This is a genomic window from Blastomonas sp., from assembly GCF_046294995.1.
In the GTDB taxonomy this organism is placed as follows: Bacteria; Pseudomonadota; Alphaproteobacteria; order Sphingomonadales; family Sphingomonadaceae; genus Blastomonas.
Genome location: NZ_JBKBOG010000008.1, coordinates 121,120 through 141,891, shown reverse-complemented (window position 1 = coordinate 141,891; position 20,772 = coordinate 121,120). Strand labels below are relative to the sequence as shown.

At 64.2% G+C, this 20,772-nt stretch carries 23 protein-coding genes; 8 read left to right on the top strand and 15 right to left on the bottom strand.

What is annotated here, in order from left to right:
• Positions 1–227 precede the first annotated feature (227 nt).
• Both ACK4R0_RS11005 and ACK4R0_RS11000 read right to left on the bottom strand, forming a co-directional pair.
• Complete coding sequence (locus ACK4R0_RS11005; protein ID WP_409673975.1) at positions 228–389, bottom strand: NepR family anti-sigma factor; 162 nt, start codon at positions 387–389, stop codon at positions 228–230.
• Positions 390–558: 169 nt separating this feature from the next.
• Positions 559–1,227 carry a sigma-70 family RNA polymerase sigma factor gene (locus tag ACK4R0_RS11000; RefSeq protein ID WP_409673974.1) on the bottom strand — a complete coding sequence of 223 codons (669 nt, stop codon included), beginning with the start codon at positions 1,225–1,227 and terminating at the stop codon, positions 559–561.
• Positions 1,228–1,456: 229 nt separating this feature from the next.
• On the opposite strand from ACK4R0_RS11000, the gene ACK4R0_RS10995 reads away from it, so the two are divergent.
• Positions 1,457–1,594 carry an entericidin A/B family lipoprotein gene (locus tag ACK4R0_RS10995; protein ID WP_409673973.1) on the top strand — a complete coding sequence of 46 codons (138 nt, stop codon included), beginning with the start codon at positions 1,457–1,459 and terminating at the stop codon, positions 1,592–1,594.
• Positions 1,595–1,667: 73 nt separating this feature from the next.
• Here ACK4R0_RS10995 and ACK4R0_RS10990 read toward each other — a convergent pair whose 3' ends face one another.
• The 8 genes from ACK4R0_RS10990 to ACK4R0_RS10955 form a co-directional block, all read right to left on the bottom strand.
• Positions 1,668–1,835: a DUF1328 domain-containing protein gene (locus ACK4R0_RS10990; RefSeq protein WP_409673972.1), complete on the bottom strand. Its 168-nt coding sequence runs from the start codon at positions 1,833–1,835 to the stop codon at positions 1,668–1,670.
• Positions 1,836–1,933: 98 nt separating this feature from the next.
• Entirely contained in the window at positions 1,934–2,761 is an 828-nt protein-coding gene (locus tag ACK4R0_RS10985; RefSeq protein WP_409673971.1) for an NUDIX domain-containing protein, read from the bottom strand.
• A 70-nt stretch (positions 2,762–2,831) separates the two neighbouring features.
• Positions 2,832–3,077 carry a hypothetical protein gene (locus ACK4R0_RS10980; protein ID WP_409673970.1) on the bottom strand — a complete coding sequence of 82 codons (246 nt, stop codon included), beginning with the start codon at positions 3,075–3,077 and terminating at the stop codon, positions 2,832–2,834.
• Between the two features lie 276 nt (positions 3,078–3,353).
• Positions 3,354–4,154, bottom strand: a complete 801-nt coding sequence (locus ACK4R0_RS10975) for a helix-turn-helix domain-containing protein (protein ID WP_409673969.1) — start codon at positions 4,152–4,154, stop codon at positions 3,354–3,356.
• Between the two features lie 56 nt (positions 4,155–4,210).
• Positions 4,211–5,119: a 4-hydroxybenzoate octaprenyltransferase gene (gene ubiA, locus ACK4R0_RS10970; RefSeq protein WP_409673968.1), complete on the bottom strand. Its 909-nt coding sequence runs from the start codon at positions 5,117–5,119 to the stop codon at positions 4,211–4,213.
• 182 nt (positions 5,120–5,301) lie between these two features.
• The gene (locus tag ACK4R0_RS10965; RefSeq protein WP_409673967.1) at positions 5,302–6,102 is read right to left on the bottom strand and encodes a tryptophan 2,3-dioxygenase; all 801 of its coding nucleotides are present in this window, start codon (positions 6,100–6,102) and stop codon (positions 5,302–5,304) included.
• A 26-nt stretch (positions 6,103–6,128) separates the two neighbouring features.
• Complete coding sequence (locus tag ACK4R0_RS10960) at positions 6,129–6,332, bottom strand: hypothetical protein (protein WP_409673966.1); 204 nt, start codon at positions 6,330–6,332, stop codon at positions 6,129–6,131.
• Between the two features lie 24 nt (positions 6,333–6,356).
• Positions 6,357–6,674, bottom strand: a complete 318-nt coding sequence (locus ACK4R0_RS10955) for a hypothetical protein (RefSeq protein ID WP_409673965.1) — start codon at positions 6,672–6,674, stop codon at positions 6,357–6,359.
• Between the two features lie 274 nt (positions 6,675–6,948).
• Between ACK4R0_RS10955 and ACK4R0_RS10950 the strand changes: the two genes are divergently transcribed.
• The 7 genes from ACK4R0_RS10950 (at position 6,949) to ACK4R0_RS10920 (ending at position 17,218) form a co-directional block, all read left to right on the top strand.
• On the top strand, positions 6,949–7,956 hold the full coding sequence (locus ACK4R0_RS10950; RefSeq protein ID WP_409673964.1) for an ArsR/SmtB family transcription factor: 1,008 nt from the start codon (positions 6,949–6,951) through the stop codon (positions 7,954–7,956).
• Positions 7,953–8,927 carry a methylenetetrahydrofolate reductase [NAD(P)H] gene (gene metF / locus ACK4R0_RS10945; protein WP_409673963.1) on the top strand — a complete coding sequence of 325 codons (975 nt, stop codon included), beginning with the start codon at positions 7,953–7,955 and terminating at the stop codon, positions 8,925–8,927. The genes ACK4R0_RS10950 and metF overlap by 4 nt, the downstream gene beginning before the upstream one ends.
• Positions 8,924–9,970, top strand: coding sequence for a homocysteine S-methyltransferase family protein (locus ACK4R0_RS10940; protein ID WP_409673962.1), 1,047 nt, complete (start codon positions 8,924–8,926; stop codon positions 9,968–9,970). Before metF ends, ACK4R0_RS10940 begins: the two co-directional genes overlap by 4 nt.
• A gap of 121 nt (positions 9,971–10,091) precedes the next feature.
• Positions 10,092–12,689 (top strand): methionine synthase, encoded by a 2,598-nt coding sequence (gene metH / locus ACK4R0_RS10935; protein ID WP_409673961.1) that lies wholly within the window; start codon positions 10,092–10,094, stop codon positions 12,687–12,689.
• Between the two features lie 99 nt (positions 12,690–12,788).
• Positions 12,789–14,060 (top strand): cation:proton antiporter, encoded by a 1,272-nt coding sequence (locus tag ACK4R0_RS10930; protein WP_409673960.1) that lies wholly within the window; start codon positions 12,789–12,791, stop codon positions 14,058–14,060.
• Between the two features lie 67 nt (positions 14,061–14,127).
• Positions 14,128–15,069, top strand: coding sequence for a right-handed parallel beta-helix repeat-containing protein (locus tag ACK4R0_RS10925; protein ID WP_409673959.1), 942 nt, complete (start codon positions 14,128–14,130; stop codon positions 15,067–15,069).
• Between the two features lie 82 nt (positions 15,070–15,151).
• A complete protein-coding gene (locus ACK4R0_RS10920) occupies positions 15,152–17,218 on the top strand; it encodes a protein-disulfide reductase DsbD family protein (protein ID WP_409673979.1) in 2,067 nt (688 codons plus the stop codon).
• A gap of 6 nt (positions 17,219–17,224) precedes the next feature.
• On the opposite strand, the gene ACK4R0_RS10915 is transcribed toward ACK4R0_RS10920, so the two are convergent.
• The 5 genes from ACK4R0_RS10915 to uvrB all read right to left on the bottom strand — a co-directional run bounded on the left by ACK4R0_RS10915 (position 17,225) and on the right by uvrB (position 20,707).
• Positions 17,225–17,647, bottom strand: coding sequence for a hypothetical protein (locus ACK4R0_RS10915; protein WP_409673958.1), 423 nt, complete (start codon positions 17,645–17,647; stop codon positions 17,225–17,227).
• Positions 17,648–17,754: 107 nt separating this feature from the next.
• Positions 17,755–18,036, bottom strand: a complete 282-nt coding sequence (locus tag ACK4R0_RS10910; RefSeq protein ID WP_409673957.1) for a HigA family addiction module antitoxin — start codon at positions 18,034–18,036, stop codon at positions 17,755–17,757.
• 13 nt (positions 18,037–18,049) lie between these two features.
• The gene (locus ACK4R0_RS10905) at positions 18,050–18,331 is read right to left on the bottom strand and encodes a type II toxin-antitoxin system RelE/ParE family toxin (protein WP_409673956.1); all 282 of its coding nucleotides are present in this window, start codon (positions 18,329–18,331) and stop codon (positions 18,050–18,052) included.
• Positions 18,328–18,510, bottom strand: coding sequence for a hypothetical protein (locus ACK4R0_RS10900; RefSeq protein WP_409673955.1), 183 nt, complete (start codon positions 18,508–18,510; stop codon positions 18,328–18,330). The genes ACK4R0_RS10905 and ACK4R0_RS10900 overlap by 4 nt, the downstream gene beginning before the upstream one ends.
• 16 nt (positions 18,511–18,526) lie before the next feature.
• Positions 18,527–20,707: an excinuclease ABC subunit UvrB gene (gene uvrB / locus ACK4R0_RS10895; RefSeq protein WP_409673954.1), complete on the bottom strand. Its 2,181-nt coding sequence runs from the start codon at positions 20,705–20,707 to the stop codon at positions 18,527–18,529.
• Positions 20,708–20,772: the final 65 nt, after the last annotated feature.

The following is a 20,772-nucleotide window of genomic DNA, read 5'->3' as shown; positions in this document are numbered from 1 at the left end:
CCCCCTGCGCCACCCACTCATAAATGGCGTGTATGGGGGGTGTTTTGATCCGCGGATGGGCGGGTAGCTCCAACCCCAAACGCGGCGGCGATCTTCTGGATCGCGGCCGCTTTTTCGTGCCTTGTGTCCGTGCAAATCTTGCGCCGCCGGTGAGACGCCTACCAAGAAAAAACCGCCCGGGTCCCAAAGGACCGGGCGGCTTGGCTGCTGGTGGGGATAATGAGACTTCAGTTGGAACCGGTCGGCTTTCCGATCTTGTCGAGCTCAGCGAGCAACGCGTCGAACTGGTCGGGCAGCGGACTATCGGTCACGCAGTCATAAACCTCGCGCAGGCTCCGGCCAATGCGGGCCTGACGCATCACAACTGGATCAAAACCGGACGTATGCATGGCGGACTCCTCCAGACAATCAAGGGAACTGGCACCGCGCACTTTCTTCACTTCCCGTTTCGGCCGGAATGGCCGCTTTGTAATAGCAGGACGCGTTGGTGCGTCCTTGGTTGCACCAAACCATTGCCGGTGGGACAATGGGTTCCGGCGGCGCGCCGGTTCGAGAGCGTCAAGCTGCAAGCGCCGTAACGCCATCGCTCAGTTTATCGAGAGCGCCCAGAATATCGCTCATGGCCTCGTCAGCCGAGTTGCGCTGACGCCGCGTTCCGATCGGCGAATCACCGTCAAGCATCGCGACCAGCGCGGCGCGCGCACGCGACACCCGGCTCTTCATCGTCCCGACAGCGCAATCGCAGATCTCTGCGGCTTCCTCATAGGAAAAGCCGCCGGCGCCGACGAGAATGATCGCCTCGCGCTGGTCTTCGCCCAGCTGCATCAACGCCATGCGCACATCTTCGAGGTGCAGCGGCGCCTGCTGGTCGGAATTCGACGTCAGCGTGCGTTCGGCGACTCCCTCGTCATAGGGCGCGGTAAACTTGTTGCGGCGCATCTGCGAAATATAGCAGTTGCGCAGGATCACGAACGTCCAGGCACGCATCGACGTGTCGGGACGGAAACGGGCGCGCGCAGCCCATGCCTTGAGCATGGTGTCCTGAACGAGGTCGTCCGCCAGATCCATCTTGCCGCACAGGCTGTAGCCGAAGGCGCGCAGATGAGGAATGGTCGCAGCCAGACGCTGCTTGAAGGTGGCATCGTCGAGAGGGACGATGACCTCGGGAGCCGTTGCCTCAACTTCTTGCGCGTCGTTCTGCGTCGATGGATCCTGATTGATTGTCATTGCTTCGCCTCTCGATAGCTGCCCCCAAAAGCAGCGTGATTGGTTCGTGCGAGGTCTGTGGTCGGCACACATGTCATGGCGCCGGTCCGCAACCCACTTTCCAACAACCCCCTGTACCGTCGATAGTTCCGGATTATTTCTCGGCAACCTTCGTTGCACGGCTGCGTAGATGGGCGGGTCATGCCGCCCAAGAACGGCATCAGGTTATTGAAAACGAAGGATATCAACCATGAAGCGCACCCAGTCTTTTCGCATTATCGTAGCAGCAGGTCTTGTCGCGACCCTGCTGTCGGCCTGCAACACCGTCAAGGGCGCAGGCCAGGACGTGGAATCGGTCGGCCGGGCGGGTGAACGCGTCATCAACTGATCGTTTGATCCAGTGTAATACGAAAAAGGCCCGGATTTCTCCGGGCCTTTTTTGTACCGTCATTAGCTCAGCTTCACCCTCGACCACGCACCAGGTGCATGACCAGGCTGATCACCAGGAACAGCAGGAACAGGAAGAAAAGGATCTGGGCAATTCCAGCGGAAGCTCCGGCGATGCCGCCAAAGCCCAGTACGCCCGCGACCACAGCCACGATCAGAAAGATAAGGGCATATTGCAACATTGTTCGTCTCCGTTTGAATGAACGGATTACGCGGCATGTCACGCGCGGGTTCCCCCCTGCCCCTATTTTTCGACGTTTTATGCAGTATTGGCGACTTGTCAGCCGCGCATGGCCTGTCCCATCGGCTCGCTGGTGACCGGGTAACCAAGGTCGTCGGGGATGCAAAGATGCGGCTGGCCATCGCGCTCCTCGATAAACGGCACGATCATCCGGGCGGGAAATTGCGCGACATGGCTCAGCGCGTCGGCGATGCTGCCGAACTGCGCCAGCCGCTCCAGATTGCGCCGGGTCGGGAAGATCAGCTTGACCTTGCCTTCGTCTGCCATGGCGAGTGCATCCGCAGCGGTGGCCCAGAACAGATGGCGGTTCTCGGTCGCATCGACCTCGACGACATGGTCATGCGCATCGCACTGGGCGACGAAGAATCGGGTGTCGAAGACGCGTCGCTCGTTGAACGGTGGGCGCCAGCGGGTGAACGGCGCCAGCGCCGCCAGATCGAACTGCCAACCGGCATCGCGGCATATCTGGGAAAAGGTCGCTCCGGCGTGCATCGCCGCACGCGCCTGCGCCAGCGCCTCGCCGTCCGGCGAGCGAACGAAGCCGATGCCCAGCCCCGTTTCCTCGATCGTTTCGCGAATCGCGGCGATCCGCGCTGCGGCGTCGTCGGGCGCGAACGGATGGTCCAGCGCCTGGGCCAGAGCGTGGTCATCGGGATCGACACGCCCGCCGGGAAACACCACCGCGCCACCGGCAAACACCATCTGCGCCGACCGCTCGACCAGCAAAAGTTCGGGCGCACCGCCGGTGAGCGATTCGCGAAACACGATGATCGTCGCCGCGGGCGTCGCCTCGGCCAGGGGTTCGCCGGTGCGCGGATCGACAGCCTGATGCGCAGATTGAGGGGATGCAGGTGGAAACTCAGCCATGCCGCATGTCATTGCCGATCAGGCTTGCGCTGCCAAGTGCGAAATCCCAAGCCCGGCGGCCCTTGGCAGCTCAGTGGCGCAGCAACCGCTCGGCGATCCGCTCGGGCTCTATTCTGTAATGGCCTTGCGCGGCGGCGCGGGCGACCGAATAATAGCGATCGGGCAGCAGCGTCGCATCGTCGATCAGTTCGGCCTCGGATTCGCATTCGTGCACCAGCATGTCGAGCAGACCGATCAGCCGCGCGCGGTCGGGCGAGGGCTGGGGCGGGTTGCGGGTGAACAGGCCAAGGCCCTTCTGCGCCAGTAATCCGATCATCGTTGCAACTCCTCTGCCTGACGGTGTGTGGACACGCCATTATACGGCAGCGCGCACTTCGGATTTAGGGTTTTGCTAACCATGCCCTGCTGTCGGGCGATTTTACATTGCCGTGGCAATGGAAGGTTTCGTTAATCATCCATGCGTATGACAGGACTGACAAAATTGTGATTGGCACACGATCTGCTTGTTTCACAGCACAGTCGTCTTCAATCTCAGGCAGGGCGGTCGCTTCACAGGTCTCGCACCGTCCTGCCCTCCCCCCCCCCTTACAGATCACCCGCCATCGCCCAGCGAGCGCAGCACCTGCATCGTGTGCGCGTCGGCAGGGAAGAACGTCTCGAGCGCGAGTTCGGACAGCGTGATGTCGCGCGGGGTGCCGAACACCGTGACCGTGGTCATGAACGTAAGCCTGCCCGCCACCGTATCGATCACCAGCGGCAGCACGATCGGCGTGCGTCCTGCGGGCGCGTTGTCGTTGGCGGAGCCGGGATAGGCGGCAAGCTCGTCGCGCAGCGCCGCGAGGCCGGCGTCCGCCGTCATCTCGATATCGCGATCGAGCCGGTGAAGGATGTAGCTGCGCCATTGCTCATAGTTGACGATCTGCGGCGCCAGCCCTTGCGGATGCAGCGCCAGCCGCAACACGTTGACCGGCGGCACCAACAGGTGCGGCGCGATCTGTTCGGTCAGCAACGCAATCGCGCCGTTGGCCGCGACCATATTCCAGTGCCGGTCGACGGCCAGCGCGGGGAACGGTTCGTGCGCCTGGAGCAGATGCTCGACCGCCGCCAGCGCTTCGGCCATCTCGGGCGCGGTCAATCCGGTTTCCTCGAACTCGGGCGCCAGACCTGCGGCCAGCATGATCTGGTTGCGCGCGCGCAGCGGGATATCGAGAAAATCGGCCAGCCGCACGATCAGATCGCGGCTGGGCTGCGCACGCCCGGTCTCGACGAAGCTCAGATGCCGGGTGGACATCTCCACCTCGAGCGCGAGCTGGAGCTGGCTCAGACGGCGGCGTTCGCGCCATTGGCGCAATTGCTGTCCGACAGGTTCGGTGGTGCGGGTGTCCTGCTGCATGCCCGCGATGCTAGCGCGCGAGTGTAGGCAAGACCATTACCTCGCGCGTAATCGCCTTACCCCGCAAGGCCGACGGCGGCGAACGCCAGAAACGCCAGCAGACCGGCGTTGCGGTTGCTGCGGAACTTGGCGAGCGGATCGTGCGGGTCGGATGGTCGCAACGTTGCCACCTGCCAGACGAGATGCCCCGCCACCGGAAGCAGAGCGGCCAGCGCGATCCAGTCGGGCCGCACGGTCCAGATCGCCGCGCCCCACAATCCCAGCGTCAGCGCATAGCACAGCGCCACGCCCGGCTTGACCGCGCCCCCCAGCGCACGCGCGCTCGAGCGGATGCCGACCAATGCATCGTCCTCGACATCCTGCAGGGCGTAGATGGTGTCATAGCCGATCACCCAGGCGACGCAGCCCGCATAGAGCAGCAGTGCGGCCAGCGGCAGCGTGTCCGCCACTGCTGCCCATGCGACCAGCGCGCCCCAGCTGAACACCAGCCCCAGCCAGGCCTGCGGCCACCAGGTGATGCGCTTCATGAACGGATAGGCGGCGACCAGCGCCAGCGAGGCGATGGCGATCAGCGCGGCGGTCCAGTTGAGCTGAACCAGCACGACCAGCCCGATCAGGCACAGCAGCAGCAGCCAGGCCCAGGCCGCCTTGAGGCTTACCGCGCCGCTCGCCAGCGGACGACCACGGGTGCGCTCGACCTGCGCATCGAGGTCACGGTCGACGATATCGTTATAGACGCAGCCCGCGCCGCGCATCGCGATCGCGCCCAGCAGCATCCAGCCCAGCAGCGGCCAGTGGAATGGCAGCCCGCCGGACAAAGCCAGCGCGAACGCGCACGGCCAGTACAGCAGCCACCAGCCGATCGGCCGATCGAACCGTGCCAGCATCGCATAAGGCCGCGCCGCTGCGGGCAGCAGCGCCAGCAGGCCGCGGGTTTCGGTATCGGGCAAGGGTGCGGTGGTCATGGCATAGCCCTAATGCGGTTTGCGGCGTCATGGAACCCGCTGTCCCGCCAAGTTGCACTCGCCCCGCCCTCCTTCGTCACCCCCGCGCACGCGGGGGTCCCGCTTCTGCGTCGACCTCAGCCAGGAAAGCGGGATTCCCGCGTTCGCGGGAATGACGAGGGATGGGCCCGCAAGAGGTGGGGCTAAAGCCGCGTGCGCAGCGACCACAATTCGGGAAACGCGCGCTTGTTAAGCGTCGTATGCAGATACGCCGCCCCTGCGGTGCCGCCGGTGCCGCGCTTCATCCCGATGATCCGCTCGACGGTCAGCACATGCTTGTGCCGCCACGCGGCCATCGCATCGTCGAGATCGACCAGCTTCTCGGCGAGCTGGTAGAGATCCCAATAGCGCTCGGGCTGGCGGTAAACCTCAAGAAACGCATCTTCGACCGCGGGCTCGGGCGTGTGCGGCTGGCTGAAATCGCGGGTCAGCAATGCAGGCGGGATCGCAAAGCCAGCGCGGGCGAGCGCGGCCACCGAATTGTCCCACAGGCTCGGGCCGCGCAAAGCCTGCTCCATCGCGGCCTGCGCTTCCGGCCGGTCGTCCTGATATTTGAGAAACGCCTTGTCCTTCAGCCCCAGCAGATACTCGACCGTGCGGAACTGGTCCGACTGGAAGCCCGAACTGGGGCCCAGCACATCGCGGAAGCGGGTGTAGTCGCTCGGCGTCATCGTCGAGAGGATGTCCCAGCTCAATGTCATCACCGCCTGGATCCGGCTGACGCGGGCCAGGCCCTTGTACGCCGGAATCAGCGCGCCGCCTGCGATCTGGGCGTTGGCCAGCCGCAGCTCGCGGATGATCTGCTTGAGCCACAGCTCCTTGGTCTGGTGGATGATGATGAACAGCATCTCGTCGTCCTCGGACGACTGGGGCCGCTGGCAGTCGAGCAGCGGATCGAGCGCGAGGTAGCGCGCATAGGTCATCGGGGGAGGCGTATCGGTCATGCCGCGGGCATAGCGCGGCAAGGCGGCTATTGCGAGGGCTGTGCCTCGGCCGCGCCGCGATCCGCCGTGGCAGCCGCGGGATCGGCGTTGCGCTCGTCGAGCATTTCGGCAGCGTCGTCGAGCGCGCGGGCCTCGCCCACGGTCACGCCGCCGGGGCCGGGATCATTGTCCGCCGCCCCACAAGACACGGCCGCCAGCGCGCTAACGCTGACGGCCAGAATCTTCAGCATGCTTCCTGGGAAGCGATGCATGGCTTATTCAGCAGCCTTCTTGGCAGCTTCACCGGCCTTTGCAGCTTCAGCCTTGGCTTCGCCAGCGGCAGCAGCGGCAGTGTCGGCAGCGCCTTCAGCAGCGTTCACGGCGCCTTCAGCAGCAGCTTCGGTTGCATCGGCAGCAGCGTCGGTAGCTTCGGCAGCGGCATCGCCAGCAGCTTCAGCGGCTTCCATGCCGGCGTCAGCAGCGTCTTCAGCAGTCGCTTCGGTGGTTGCAGCTTCTTCGGTGTTTTCTGCGCCGCAAGCAGCCAGGGCCAGCGAGAGAGCGGCAACCGATGCGATCGAAAAAATGGTCTTCATCTTGAACTTCCGTCCTGTTCTAAATGGCTGAATACCAGCCCAATAGGAGTTAAACACTTCACAATTGTGCCGACAGGCTTCAGCCAAGCCCCCACCGTCGGACCGGCGCATCTAGCGCCTGTTTTTTTCTTTTGCAACCACTTTGGTTGGGATAGCAAACGATGCCGCGCCGGGCGGGGTGCACGCGCGCAAAAAACCTCGCTTTTTCAGCATTTGCGTCCAGTGGACGATATGCCGCATTGACCACATATAAAGAATTCTTTATATGTGCCTCATGGATATGACGCTGCTCTTCAAGGCCCTGGCCGACGATACCCGATTGCGCATCATGCTGCTGCTGCAGTTGATGGAACTTTCGGTCGGCGAGCTGGCGGCGGTGCTGGACCAGAGCCAGCCGCGCGTCTCGCGCCACGTGCGCATTCTTGCCGAGGCCGGGCTTGCCGAGCGGCACAAGGAGGGCAGCTGGGTGTTCCTGCGTCCGGCACTCCCCCGAATCGATCATCAATCCGCCGCCCTGCTCGACGCGTTCCTGCGCTGCGACGATGCGGTCGGGCCGCAATTGGCATCGCAGCACGCCGCCGATCGTGCGCAGCTGGATGCGATTCGCAAACTTCGCGACCAGCGCGCGGCGGACTTTTTCGCCCAGCATGCCGGCCAGTGGGATGCCATCCGCTCGCTGCATCTGCCCGAGGCGCAGGTCGAAGCGGCGCTCACCGACCTTATCGCGGACCGCCGCGTCGGCCGGCTGCTCGATATCGGCACCGGCACCGGCCGGATGATCGAGCTGTTCGCACCGGCTGCAGAGCACAGCACCGCGCTCGACCGAAGCCCCGAAATGCTGCGGCTGGCGCGCGCCAAGCTGCAGCATCTTGCCTCGGGGCAGATCGATCTTGTCCAGGCGGATTTCTATGCGCTGCCGCTGGCCGACGGCAGCTTCGACACCATCCTGCTGCACCAGGTGCTGCATTACGCGCAGAACCCGCAAGCGGTGATCGACGAAGCCGGAAGGGTCGCAGCTCCCGGCGCGCAGATCGCCATCGTCGATTTTGCCGCTCACGCCATCGAAGAGCTGCGCGAGCGCGACGCCCATGCGCGCCTGGGCTTTGCCGATGAGCAGATCGCCGCGATGCTGGCCAGCGCCGGTTTCGACCTCACCGGCACGCACGGCCTGTCCGGCGGCGCGCTGACCGTGAAAATCTGGCTGGGGCTGCGCCACGGCGAAGCCCCGCCGACCACGCTTATTCCCGTCGATCAAGAAATGCCCAGAAAGGCTGCCGCATGAACCTGTCGCTCAAACAACTGGCCGAGGCGCGCGAGGCGCTGGGCACCCCGCTGTTCGCCGGGCTGGCAGGCGATGTCGAGGTCAGCTTCGAATTCTTCCCGCCCAAGAGCGAGAAGATGGAGGAGACTTTATGGGACACGCTGACGACGCTGGCGCCTTTGAGCCCCAAGTTCGTCTCGGTGACCTATGGCGCAGGCGGATCGACGCGCGAGCGCACCCATGCGACCGTCGCGCGGATTGCAGCGGAAACCGCGATCCCCGCCGCAGCGCATCTCACCTGCGTCGATGCGACCCGCGACGAGATCGACGAGATCGCGCAGAACTACTGGAACGCGGGCGTGCGGCACATTGTGGCACTGCGCGGTGATCCGCCGCGCGCGGGCGAGAAGTTCACGCCGCATCCCGGCGGCTATGCCAGCGCGGCTGAGCTCGTCACCGGGCTCAAGAAGATCGCGCCGTTCGAGATTTCGGTCGCGGCCTATCCCGAGACCCATCCCGACGCCAACTGCCCGGACAGCGATATCGACAATCTGAAGCGCAAGATCGATGCCGGCGCCGACCAGGCGATCACCCAGTTCTTCTTCTCGCCCGAGGCTTTCTTCCGCTTCCGCGATGCCTATAGCAAGGCGGGGATCACCAAGCCGATCCTGCCTGGCATTCTGCCGGTGAGCAACGTCGCCACCACCCGCAAGATCGCAGGGCTGTGCGGCACGGAAATTCCGCAGTGGATGAACGATCTGTTCGAAGGCCTCGACGATCACCCAACCACCCGCCAGCTCGTCGCCGCCACCGTCGCTGCCGAAATGTGCCGCCGGCTGTATTCGGGCGGCGTGCGCCACTTCCATTTCTATACCCTCAACCGCGCCGAGCTGAGCTTTGCGATCTGCCATCTGCTGGGCATGCGCGCCAAGCCGGCCGCAGTCGCCGCGCCGGTGGCTGAGGAGCCGGTCCTTAAGGAGAATGCCGCGTGACCCCCGCCGAGAAACTCAAGTCGATCGCCGCGACCCGCATCATGATGCTCGACGGCGGCTATGGCACCGCGATCCAGGCGGCCAAGCTCAACGAGGCCGATTTCCGTGGCAGCCTGGAGTTCACCCACGACCAGAAGGGCAACAACGACATCCTCGCGCTGACCTGCCCCGCGGTGATCGCAGGCATCCACCGCGCGTATCTCGACGCGGGATCGGACATCATCGAGACGAATACCTTCAGCGCCAACCGGATCAGCCAGGCCGATTACGGCGCCGAGCATCTGGTGCGCGAGATCAACCTGGAATCGGCCCGCGTCGCGCGCGAGGAAGCCAATGCCGCAGAAGCGCGCGATGGCAAGCCGCGCTTTGTCGCAGGCGCCATCGGCCCGACCAACAAGACGCTGTCGCTCTCGCCCGACGTCAACGACCCGGGCTATCGCGAGGTCGATTTCGACACGATGCGCGATGTCTATCGCGAGCAGTGTGATGCACTGGTCGAGGGCGGGGTCGACTTCATCCTGATCGAGACGATCTTCGATACATTGAACGCCAAGGCCGCCGCGATGGCGGCGCGCGATGCCGCCGAAGCCGCTGGCCGCGAAGTACCGATCATGATCTCGATGACGATCACCGACATGGCCGGGCGCAACCTTTCGGGTCACACCGTCGAGGCGTTCTGGCACGCGGTGCGGCACATCAAGCCGCTGACCATCGGGCTCAACTGCTCGTTCGGTGCCGACCTTTTGCGCCCGCATCTGGCAGCGCTCGCGCGGCAGGCCGATACGCTGGTGATGGCCTATCCCAATGCCGGGCTGCCCAATGACCTTGGCCAGTATGACGAGCTGCCCGAGCAGACCGCCGAGCTGATCAAGGTCTGGCTCAATGACGGGCTGATCAACATCGTCGGCGGCTGCTGCGGCACCACCCCTGCGCATATCGGCGCGATTGCCCGCGCCGTCGCCGATGCCCAGCCCCGTGCGATTCCCGTGCCGCCGGTGCAGACCCGGCTCGCCGGGCTGGAGCCGTTCACGATGGCGGCTTGATCAACAAAGCCCTCTCCCCTTCAGGGGAGAGGGTTGGGAGAGGGGCAGTCACTCGACCCTCTCCGCACATCCCCCTCTCCCCTACCCTCTCCCCTGAAGGGGAGAGGGCGAAAGTGAAAAAATGACCCATTCCACTGCCCAGTTCGTCAATATCGGCGAGCGCACCAACGTTACCGGATCGGCCAAGTTCAAGAAGCTGATCATGGAAGACCGCTATGAAGAGGCGGTCGATGTCGCGCGCCAGCAGGTCGAAAGCGGTGCGCAGGTGGTCGACATCAACATGGACGAGGGTCTGCTCGACGCGCATGCCGCGATGACGCGGTTCCTCAAGCTGATCGCCGCCGAACCCGATATCGCGCGCGTGCCGTTCATGATCGATTCGTCGAAATGGTCGGTGATCGAGGCGGGCCTCAAGTGCGTTTCGGGCAAGCCGATCGTCAATTCGATCAGCATGAAGGAAGGCGAGGAAGAGTTCGTCAAGCACGCCCGCATCTGCATGGATTACGGCGCGGCGGTGGTCGTGATGGCGTTCGACGAGGTCGGCCAGGCCGATACCAAGGAGCGCAAAGTCGAGATCTGCGAGCGCGCGTACAAACTGCTCACCGGGATGGGCTTTCCGCCCGAAGACATCATCTTCGACCCCAATATCTTCGCGGTCGCCACCGGGATCGACGAGCATCGCCGCTATGCGATCGACTTCATCGAGGCGTGCACCGAGATCAAGAAGCGTTGCCCGCACGTCCATATCTCGGGCGGCGTCTCCAACCTGTCGTTCAGCTTCCGTGGCAACGAGCCGGTGCGCCGCGCGATGCACAGCGTGTTCCTCTATCACGCCATCAAGGCGGGCATGGACATGGGCATCGTCAACGCCGGCCAGCTCGACATCTATGACGATATCAACCCCGAGCTGCGCGAAGCGTGCGAGGACGTCATCTGGGATCGCCGCGAGGATTCGACCGAGCGGCTGATAACCTTGGCTGAGTCGTTCCGCGGCAAGGACGAACGCGCCGAAAAGCAGGCCGCCGAATGGCGCGGTTGGCCGGTGACCAAGCGGCTGGAATACGCTTTGGTCAAGGGCATCGACGCACACATCGTCGAGGACACCGAAGAAGCGCGGCTCGAAGCCACGCGCCCCATCGAGGTCATCGAAGGCCCGCTGATGGACGGCATGAACGTGGTCGGTGACCTGTTCGGCGAGGGCAAGATGTTCCTGCCGCAGGTGGTCAAGTCCGCGCGCGTGATGAAGAAGGCGGTCGCGCACCTGTTCCCCTATATCGAGGCCGAGAAGGACCCCAACGCCAAGGGCAAGGGCCGGATCATCATGGCCACGGTCAAGGGTGACGTGCACGACATCGGCAAGAACATCGTCGGCGTGGTGCTGCAGTGCAACGGCTATGAGGTCGTTGACCTCGGCGTGATGGTCGCCTGGCACGATATCCTCAAGGCCGCGAACGACAACAACGCCGACATTATCGGCCTGTCCGGCCTGATCACCCCCTCGCTCGACGAGATGGTGACCGTGGCCGAGGAAATGCAGAAGGCGGGCATGACCATGCCGCTTATGATCGGCGGAGCAACCACCTCCAAGGTCCACACCGCGCTCAGGATCGCCCCTGCGTATGAAGGCCCGGTGATCCATGTGCTCGATGCCAGCCGCGCAGTCGGGGTCGCTTCGAACCTCGTCAGCCAGACCAACCGCGATCCGTTCGTGCTCAAGGTGGCCGAGGAATACGAGGCCGTCCGCATCGCCCGCGCCAACAAGGGCCAGAACGAGCTCTCCCCGCTGGAAGTCGCGCGCGCCAACGGCTTCGTCGCCGACATGGGCCAGAAGCCGCCCGCACCGGTGCAGCCCGGGCTGCATGTGTTCGAGGACTGGGACCTTGCTGACCTGCGCGAAGTCATCGACTGGACGCCGTTCTTCCGCGCGTGGGAGCTGGCAGGCAACTTCCCCGCGATCCTCACCGACGAAGTGGTCGGCGAGAGCGCGACATCCTTGTTCGCCGACGCCAATGCGATGCTCGACCAGATCATCGAAGAGAAATGGCTCACCGCCAAAGGCGTGGTCGGGCTGTGGCCGTGCCAGCGTGATGGCGACGATGTGTTCATTCATGCCGGCGGCGAGGAAATCCGCATGCCGTTCCTGCGCCAGCAGATCGCCAAGCGCGAGGGCCGGGCGAACATGTGCCTGGCCGATTTCATCGATACCGCTGGCGACTGGATCGGCGGCTTCGCGGTCACCGCAGGCCATGGCATCGACGAGCAGCTGGCGAAGTTCCAGGCCAATCACGACGATTACAACGACATCCTGCTGAAAGCGCTGGCCGATCGTCTCGCCGAAGCCTTTGCCGAGCGGCTGCACCAATATGTCCGCACCACCTTGTGGGGCTATGCGGCGGGCGAACAGCTGACCAACGAGGCGCTGATCAAGGAGCAGTATCGCGGCATCCGCCCCGCGCCGGGCTATCCCGCCTGCCCCGATCACAGCGCCAAGCCTGCGCTGTTCGAGATGCTCAAGGCCACCGACGCCACCGGCATCACGCTGACCGAGAGCTTTGCGATGCTGCCGACGGCGGCGGTCAGCGGATTCTACTTCGGCCATCCGGAAGCATCGTATTTCGGCGTCGCGCGGATCGGCGAAGACCAGCTGACCGATTACGCCGAGCGTCGCGGGGTTGATCTCGACACCGCCCGCCGCTGGCTGCGTCCCAATCTGGACTGACCGGTCGGGATCGGTGCGGATGTGTTGACTCGCGCGCACTAAACCGCAACATCCCGCCGGGACTGGCGCTGCGGCAGTCCCTCAAGGGGCCTGTAACGCGTGACACCATCGGAGCTCAGCGCGTATTTCTTCCTGCAGCTGGCGCTGATCATCGCCACCTGCAGGGTGATCGGCTATGCGGTGCGCCGCTGGCTGGGCCAGCCGCAGGTGGTGGGCGAGATGATCGCGGGCGTGGTGCTCGGCCCCTCTCTGTTCGGTTATGTCCTGCCCGATATGCAGGCCGCGATCTTTCCGGCCGAAACCCGCAACGTGCTGTTCGTCTGCGCGCAGCTGGGCGTCGGGCTGTACATGTTCCTGGTCGGGCTGGGCTTCCGGTCGGATCATTTCCGCGCGCAGATGGGCAGCGCCGCTGCGGTCTCGTTTACCGGCATGGCGGTGCCCTTTCTGGTCGCGGTGGTGCTTGCGCCGATGCTGCAGCGGGTGCCCGGCCTGTTCGCGGCGGACGTCAACCAGTTCCAGGCGACGCTGTTCCTGGGCGCGTGCATCGCGATCACCGCCTTCCCGATGCTGGCTCGGATCATCGATGAACGCGGCCTCACCGCCACCCGGCTGGGCAGCCTGACGCTGTCTGCAGGTGCGATCGACGATGCCGCCGCATGGACGGTGCTTGCCATCGTGCTCGCCAGCTTCGGCGACGGCCCGGGCGTCGCGATCAAGGCGATTCTCGGCGGTGCGGCGTTTGCCGGCTTCATGCTGATCTACGGGCGGCGGCTGCTCGCGCCCCTGGGCCGGATTGCCGAACGCGATGGCAAGGTCACCCATTCGATGCTCGCGGTGGTGTTCGTGCTGTTCATGATGGCAGCCTTCGCGATGGATTTCATCGGTATACACGCGGTGCTGGGCGGGTTCATCCTGGGCATCTGCATGCCGCGCGGGATTCTGGCGACTGACGTGCAGCGCCAGCTCGAGCCGATCGTGATGGTGCTGCTGATCCCGATGTTCTTCGCCTATTCGGGGCTCAACACCCAGCTGACCGTGGTCAACAATGCCGAACTGCTGGCGATCGCTTTTGGCATCCTCGCCGCTTCGATCCTCGCCAAGGGGGTCGCCTGCTACGCTGCGGCGCGGTTGACCGGGCAGGACAACGCGACGGCAATGGCGATCGGCGCGCTGATGAATGCGCGCGGGATGATGGAACTGATCATCATCAACATCGGCCTGCAGCGCGGCATCATCGGCCCTGCATTGTTCTCGATGCTGGTGATCATGGCGATCGTCACAACCTTCATGGCCTCGCCGCTATTCGACCTCGTCTATGGCCGCAGGCACAAAAGCGCGCCGGTAACGGATGCGCCCGGGCCTGTCCCGTGACGGGACGGAGCTTGCGTTAACCCTCTAAAGCCGCGCGTTTTTGTGCCGCTGTGCTATTTTGCGCGGCATGACCTTCCTTCGGATCCTCCTGCTGGCCGCGCTGCTCGCCAGCGTCGCCGTCCCGCTGTCCGCGCAGCAGGGCCGCCCCACCCCCTATCGCATTGCCGAAACCGGCAAGGAGTACCGCTCGCTCGCCGATGCGGTGTCGAAGATCGGCGGCGGCACCGGCACGATCGAGATCCAGCCCGGCACCTGGCGCGACTGCGCGGTGCAGGAAGCGGGCAACGTCACCTATCGCGCGGTCACGCCGGGCACCGCGATCCTCGACGGCGGCGTGTGCGAGGACAAGGCAACGCTGGTGCTGCGCGGCCGCAGCGCTCGCGTCGAAGGCCTGATCTTCCAGAACATCGCGGTGCGCGACGAGAACGGCGCAGGCATCCGACTGGAGCGCGGCGACCTCAATGTGGTCAACAGCCTGTTCCGCGATAGCCAGCAGGGCATATTGACCGGAGAATATCGGGGCGGGCGGATCGTGATCGACAAGAGCAGCTTTTCAGGCCTTGGCCTTTGCGCATCGGATTGCGCGCATTCGATCTATATCGGCGACTACGGATCGCTCACCGTCACCCGTTCGCGCTTCGAGCGCGGCCAGGGCGGGCATTACGTCAAGAGCCGCGCTGCACAGGTCAGCATCACCGATTCGAGCTTCGACGACAGCAACGGCAATGGCAGCAACTACATGATTGACCTGCCCGGCGGCGCCAGCGGCGAGATCACTCGCAACATCTTCGTGCAGGGACAGAACAAGGAAAACTGGTCGGCATTCATCGCCGTCGCCGCCGAGGGCCGCAGCTATTCTTCTGCGGGCCTGCAGATCTTCGACAACAGCGCGACCCTGGCCCCCGGCGTGTCGCGCAACACCTGGTTTGTCGCCAACTGGAGCCGCGATGCCATCCCGCTGGGCGAGAACCGGCTGGGCAGGGGCCTGAGCGCTTACGACCAGCGGTAACCGCGCCGCAAAGCGTGACGAAACAGGCGCTGATGGGCCATTGGTATTTGCCCATAAAACTTCTACATGGCGGCGCATGATGATGGCGATTTTCCGGGCGCTGCTGGGCGCATGTCTGCTGGCGGGGCTTGCCCTTCCCGCTGCTGCGCAACCGCTGCAGCGCGGGCCCAACAACATCACCGCCTCGCTGGTCGCAGAAAGCGCTGCGCCTGCTCCCGGCAGCACGATCGATCTCGCCTTTGCGATGACCCCCAAAACCGGCTGGCACGGATATTGGCAGAACCCGGGCGATGCAGGGCTCGGCATGACGCTGACATGGGATCTGCCCAAGGGCGTCACCGCCGCACAACTGCGCTATCCGGTGCCCGAAACGCTGATCATCGCCGGGCTGATGAACTATGTGTACGAAGGCCCCTATGCGCCTCTGGTGGCGCTGACGATCGATCCGTCGCTGCCCCCCGGCACCCGCCTGCCGATCTCGGTCAAGGCCGACTGGCTGGCGTGCACCGACGAAATCTGCGTGCCCGAAAGCGCAACTTTGGCCACCAGCCTGACCGTCGGCGATGGCGCAATCAGCAAAGCGGACCGCAGCCGCTTCGACGGCTGGCGCCAGCGGCTTCCCGCGCCTCTGGGTTCTACGGCGACCTATCAGGTGGATGGGAAGACCGTGCGCATCGCCATCCCCTACCCCGCCGGTGGCACGATCGATGCCCCCTATTTCTTCCCCAGCACCGATCCCGGCATCAGCTACCGTGCGCGCCAAGCGTTCTTCCGCGATGACGACCGGTTGGTGGTCGAGACCGAGGCCGATGGCAGCCTGGCCGGACCGCTAGAGGGTGTGCTGCGCATTGGCGAGCATCTGGGGCTGGAGCTGGTTGCGCAAGCAGGCACGGTCGCTCCGGGCGGGGTACGCATCGATGATGCCCTGGCGGCCGAGCCTGCAGGCGGGATACTGGCGCTGCTCGCGACCGCGCTGGGCGGCGCTTTGCTCGGCGGTCTGATGCTCAACATCATGCCCTGCGTTTTTCCGATCCTCAGCCTCAAGGCGATCAGCCTCGCCAAGGCGGGCGGCGATGAGCGCGCGGCGCGGCGCGATGCGCTCGCCTATACCGCAGGCATCGTGCTGGTGTGCCTTGGCTTGGGCGGCGTGCTGCTCGCGCTTCGTGCGGGCGGCGAGCAGATCGGCTGGGCGTTCCAGCTGCAGGACCCGCGCATCATCCTGGCGCTGCTGCTGCTGGTGACTGCAATTTCGTTCAACCTGGCCGGATTGTTCGAGTTCGGCAGCATTTCGGCAGGCTCCAGCCTCACGGCAAAGTCCGGCGCGGCGGGCTCGTTCTGGACCGGTGCGCTTGCAGCCTTTGTCGCCACGCCGTGCACCGCGCCGTTCATGGCCGCCGCAATGGGCAGCGCGCTGATCCTGCCGGTGCCGGCCGCGCTGCTGGTGTTCGTAGGGCTCGGCCTTGGGCTGGCGCTGCCGTTCCTGGCGATCGGGTTCATCCCCGCCCTGCGGCGTCGTCTGCCCCGTCCCGGCGCATGGATGGCGACCTTCCGCCGGATCATGGCAGTGCCGATGTTCCTCACCGCGCTGGCTTTGGTCTGGCTGCTTGGCCAGCAGACAGGCAACAACGGCGTGCTGTGGGGGCTGGCAGCTGCCATGCTGCTGGCGATGCTGCTGTGGTGGCTGGGCGCACGACAGGCGGCCGGGCGAAGCGGCTGGCTGCCGATCGCCCCTGCGCTGGCCGGGGCGATTGCCGCGATCGTGCTGTTGCCCACCGGTGGCGCCGGGTCGTCTCGCGAGACGTCTGCCAACGCCACCTTGCCGACGCAGGCGTTCGGCGAGGCAAAGCTGGCGAAATTGCGCGCAGGCAACACCCCGGTGTTCGCCTATTTCACTGCCGACTGGTGCATCACCTGCAAGGCCAACGAGGCGACCGCGATCCAGCGCGAAGCCACCGCCGCAGCCTTCAAAAAGGCAGGCGTGGTGGTGCTGGAAGGCGACTGGACGCGACGCGATGCCGAGATCAGCCGCTTTCTCGAAGCGCAGGGCCGGTCGGGCGTGCCGCTGTATGTGTGGTATGCGCCCGGAAAAGCACCGGTCATCCTGCCGCAGGTGTTGACGGTCGAGACGCTGACCGCACTGGTCGGCTGATTTGTCCTATTCGCCCGCGCGCGCCAGAACCTCGGGCAGGTACACTTCGCCCAGCGTTCCACAACTGTCAGCGAGCTCTTCCATGTCCTTGGCGTTGGAGGCGGTGTCGTCCTGCATCACCACGGCAAAATCCTGCGCCTGCTTTTCCAGCTCAGCCTCTGCCCTGCGGCTGTTGCCGCCCGGGGCCAACAGAATGGCGCCGGTCATGAACGCGGTGGCAAGCTCGGTCGCGTCGTTGCTGGTCTTCCTGTCGTCCTCGGTCACCGCAGCGGCGGCCGAAAAGAACGCGGCGCAGCTCAGCAGCGAATCATAGCCTTCCTTGTCTGAGATGGCCTGCGCCTGCACCGGCGCTGAAAGCGAGCCCAGGGTGAAGGCCAATGCGGCGGTCGCATTCAGGGGCAGCCAGAAGCGGGCAGTGGGCTGGGCCATAAGTTCACGTCCGATCGATTGGGCCCGCAATGGACCATGAGTGACACGGCGCGACCCGCTGACCCGACGCTGGCGGGTGTTTGACCCGCAATGGCAAGAGAGGAAGCTCAGGCGGCGCGCTGGACGATCTGATCGAGTTCGCTGCTCAGCTTGCGCTTGGCTTCTTCCAGATCGAAATCGATCTGGAGGCCAAGGAAAAAGCCTTCGCTCATGCCGAAGTAACGCGCCAACCGAAGGTCTGTGTCTGCGTCGATGGGGCAGGTCTCTGCCAGCATAGCATTCAGATGATCCAAGGCAAGCCCGGCTCCGTCGGCCACTTCCGCCGATGGAATCTCGCTTCCGATCAGGAAGTCCTCACGCAGAATCGAGCCAGGGTGGATATTGTCCAACCGGTCGTCATCCTCAATGATAGTCCTCGATCCGGACATCGTGCGCGTCTCCATCGGACCAGTTGAACGTGATACGCCACTGGTCGTTGATCCGCAGACTATATCGCAGAGGTGTGAAATTTTTCAACTGCTCAAAGCCGTTCCCTCTGGGGACGCGAAGATCGTAGAGGTTTAGAGTCCGGTTTAACTGGCGCAGTTTCCGCCGAGCCGTCACTTGGATGTCTGGGGGCAGCTTGCGACTGCGGGCACCTCGCCAAACCTTTTCGGTTTCCGGGTCAGCGCATGAGCGGATCATCTTGGCTTCCTTGCAAAGCCAAGATGATCTTCAAAAGCTAGACGTACTTGATACAGTTTGGCTGGCTTGACCATGAAGACCTCGTTGGATTGAACCCAACAATTTAAGCCCATATCAGTCGCGGTCCAGAAGGTAATGCCGACAACAACCGAGACCAACCCAAACAGATAGGTCAGCATTAACCTGGCCCACCCCTCAAAACTTCCGTTGCGTCTTCCCATAGCGCATCTTGCGCGTCCCCGGCTTGCCCTCGGTTGCCCTGCCCTTGGGCGAGGCCACCCGCTGTTCGTGCGGCAGCCCAAGCTCTTCCGCCTCTAGCTTGCGGATTTCGTCGCGCAATCTTCCTGCTTCCTCGAACTCGAGGTCGGCCGCGGCGGCGCGCATCTTCTTTTCCAGGTCCTCGATATAGCCGCGCAGATTGTGGCCGACCATGTGCGGGCGGTTCTCGTCGCCGGTGTCGACCAGCACGCTGTCCTTGCTGGCGACATGCGCGATGATGTCGCCGATGTTGCGCTTGATCGTCGTCGGCGTGATGCCGTGCTCTTCGTTGTACGCCACCTGCTTTTCACGCCTGCGGTCGGTTTCATTGAGCGCGCGCTCCATGCTGCCGGTGATCCGGTCGGCATAGAGGATGACGCGGCCTTCAACGTTGCGTGCGGCGCGCCCGATGGTCTGAATCAATGACGTTTCGGAGCGCAGGAAGCCTTCCTTGTCCGCGTCCAAAATCGCGACCAGCCCGCATTCGGGGATGTCCAATCCCTCGCGCAGCAGGTTGATCCCGATCAGCACGTCGTACACACCGAGTCGCAGATCGCGGATCAGCTCGATACGCTCCAGCGTCTCGACGTCCGAGTGCATGTAGCGGACCCGGATCCCCGCCTCGTGCATATACTCGGTCAGATCTTCCGCCATGCGCTTGGTCAGCGTGGTGACCAACGTGCGATATCCTTGCGCGGCGACCTTCTTGCACTCGTTGATCAGATCGTCGACCTGTTCCTCGACCGGCTTGATCTCGACCGGTGGATCGATGAGGCCGGTGGGGCGGATGACCTGTTCGGTGAATACCCCGCCGGTCTGCTCCATCTCCCAGTTGCCCGGCGTCGCCGAGACGCTGACCGTCTGCGGGCGCATCGCATCCCATTCGTTGAAGCGCAGCGGGCGGTTGTCGATGCAGCTCGGCAGGCGGAAGCCATATTCGGCCAGCGTCAGCTTGCGGCGGTGATCCCCGCGCGCCATCGCGCCGATCTGCGGCACCGTCTGGTGGCTCTCGTCGAGGAACAGCAGCGAATTTTCGGGCAGGTACTCGAACAGCGTCGGCGGCGGTTCGCCGGGCAGGCGACCGGTCAGAAAGCGCGAATAATTCTCGATGCCGGCGCAGCTGCCGGTCGCGGCGATCATCTCGAGGTCGAAATTGGTGCGCTGTTCGAGCCTTTGCGCCTCGAGCAGCCTGCCCTCGATCTCGAGTTCCTTCAGTCGCTCGGTCAGCTCGAAGCGGATCGCGGCGGCGGCCTGCTGCATCGTCGGCCCGGGGGTGACATAGTGCGAGTTGGCGTAGACGCGTACCCGTTCGAGCTTGTCGCCCGGCCTGCCCGTCAGCGGGTCGAACTCGACGATCGATTCGACCTCGTCGCCGAAGAACGAGATCCGCCAGGCGACGTCCTCATAGTGCGAGGGGAACAGTTCGAGCGTGTCGCCGCGCACGCGGAAATTGCCGCGCGTAAAAGACGCGTCGTTGCGCTTGTACTGCAACGCCACGAGCTTGCGGATCAGCTCGCGCTGGTCGACACTCTCGCCCGCCTTGATGTCGAAGATCATCGCCGAATAGGTTTCGACCGAGCCGATGCCGTAGATGCACGACACCGATGCGACGATGATCACGTCATCGCGCTCGAGCAGAGACCGGGTGGCCGAGTGGCGCATCCGGTCGATCGCCTCGTTTACCGAGCTTTCCTTCTCGATATACGTGTCGCTGCGCGGCACATAGGCTTCGGGCTGGTAGTAATCGTAATAGCTGACGAAATACTCGACCGCGTTTTCGGGGAAGAAGCTCTTGAACTCGCCATAGAGCTGCGCGGCGAGGATCTTGTTGGGGGCGAGCACCAAAGCCGGCCGCTGTGTCGCCTCGATGATCTTGGCCATGGTAAAGGTCTTGCCCGAACCTGTGACGCCGAGCAGCACCTGATCCTTATCGTGCGCGTGGATGCCTTCGACCAGCTCCTTGATCGCGGTCGGCTGGTCGCCCGAAGGGGTGTATTCGCTGACCAGCTTGAACGCGCGCCCGCCCTCGGCCTTTTCAGGTCGTTGCGGCTTGTGCGGCACGAACGTGCCATCGGTTTGCGGCTCTTCAAGCCCGCGTCGGATTACCAGTTCTGCCATAGGGCGAGATATGCGCAGCGTGGGGAGCAATTGCAATCGCCCGGGCGCCTCTTTAAGGGTCGATT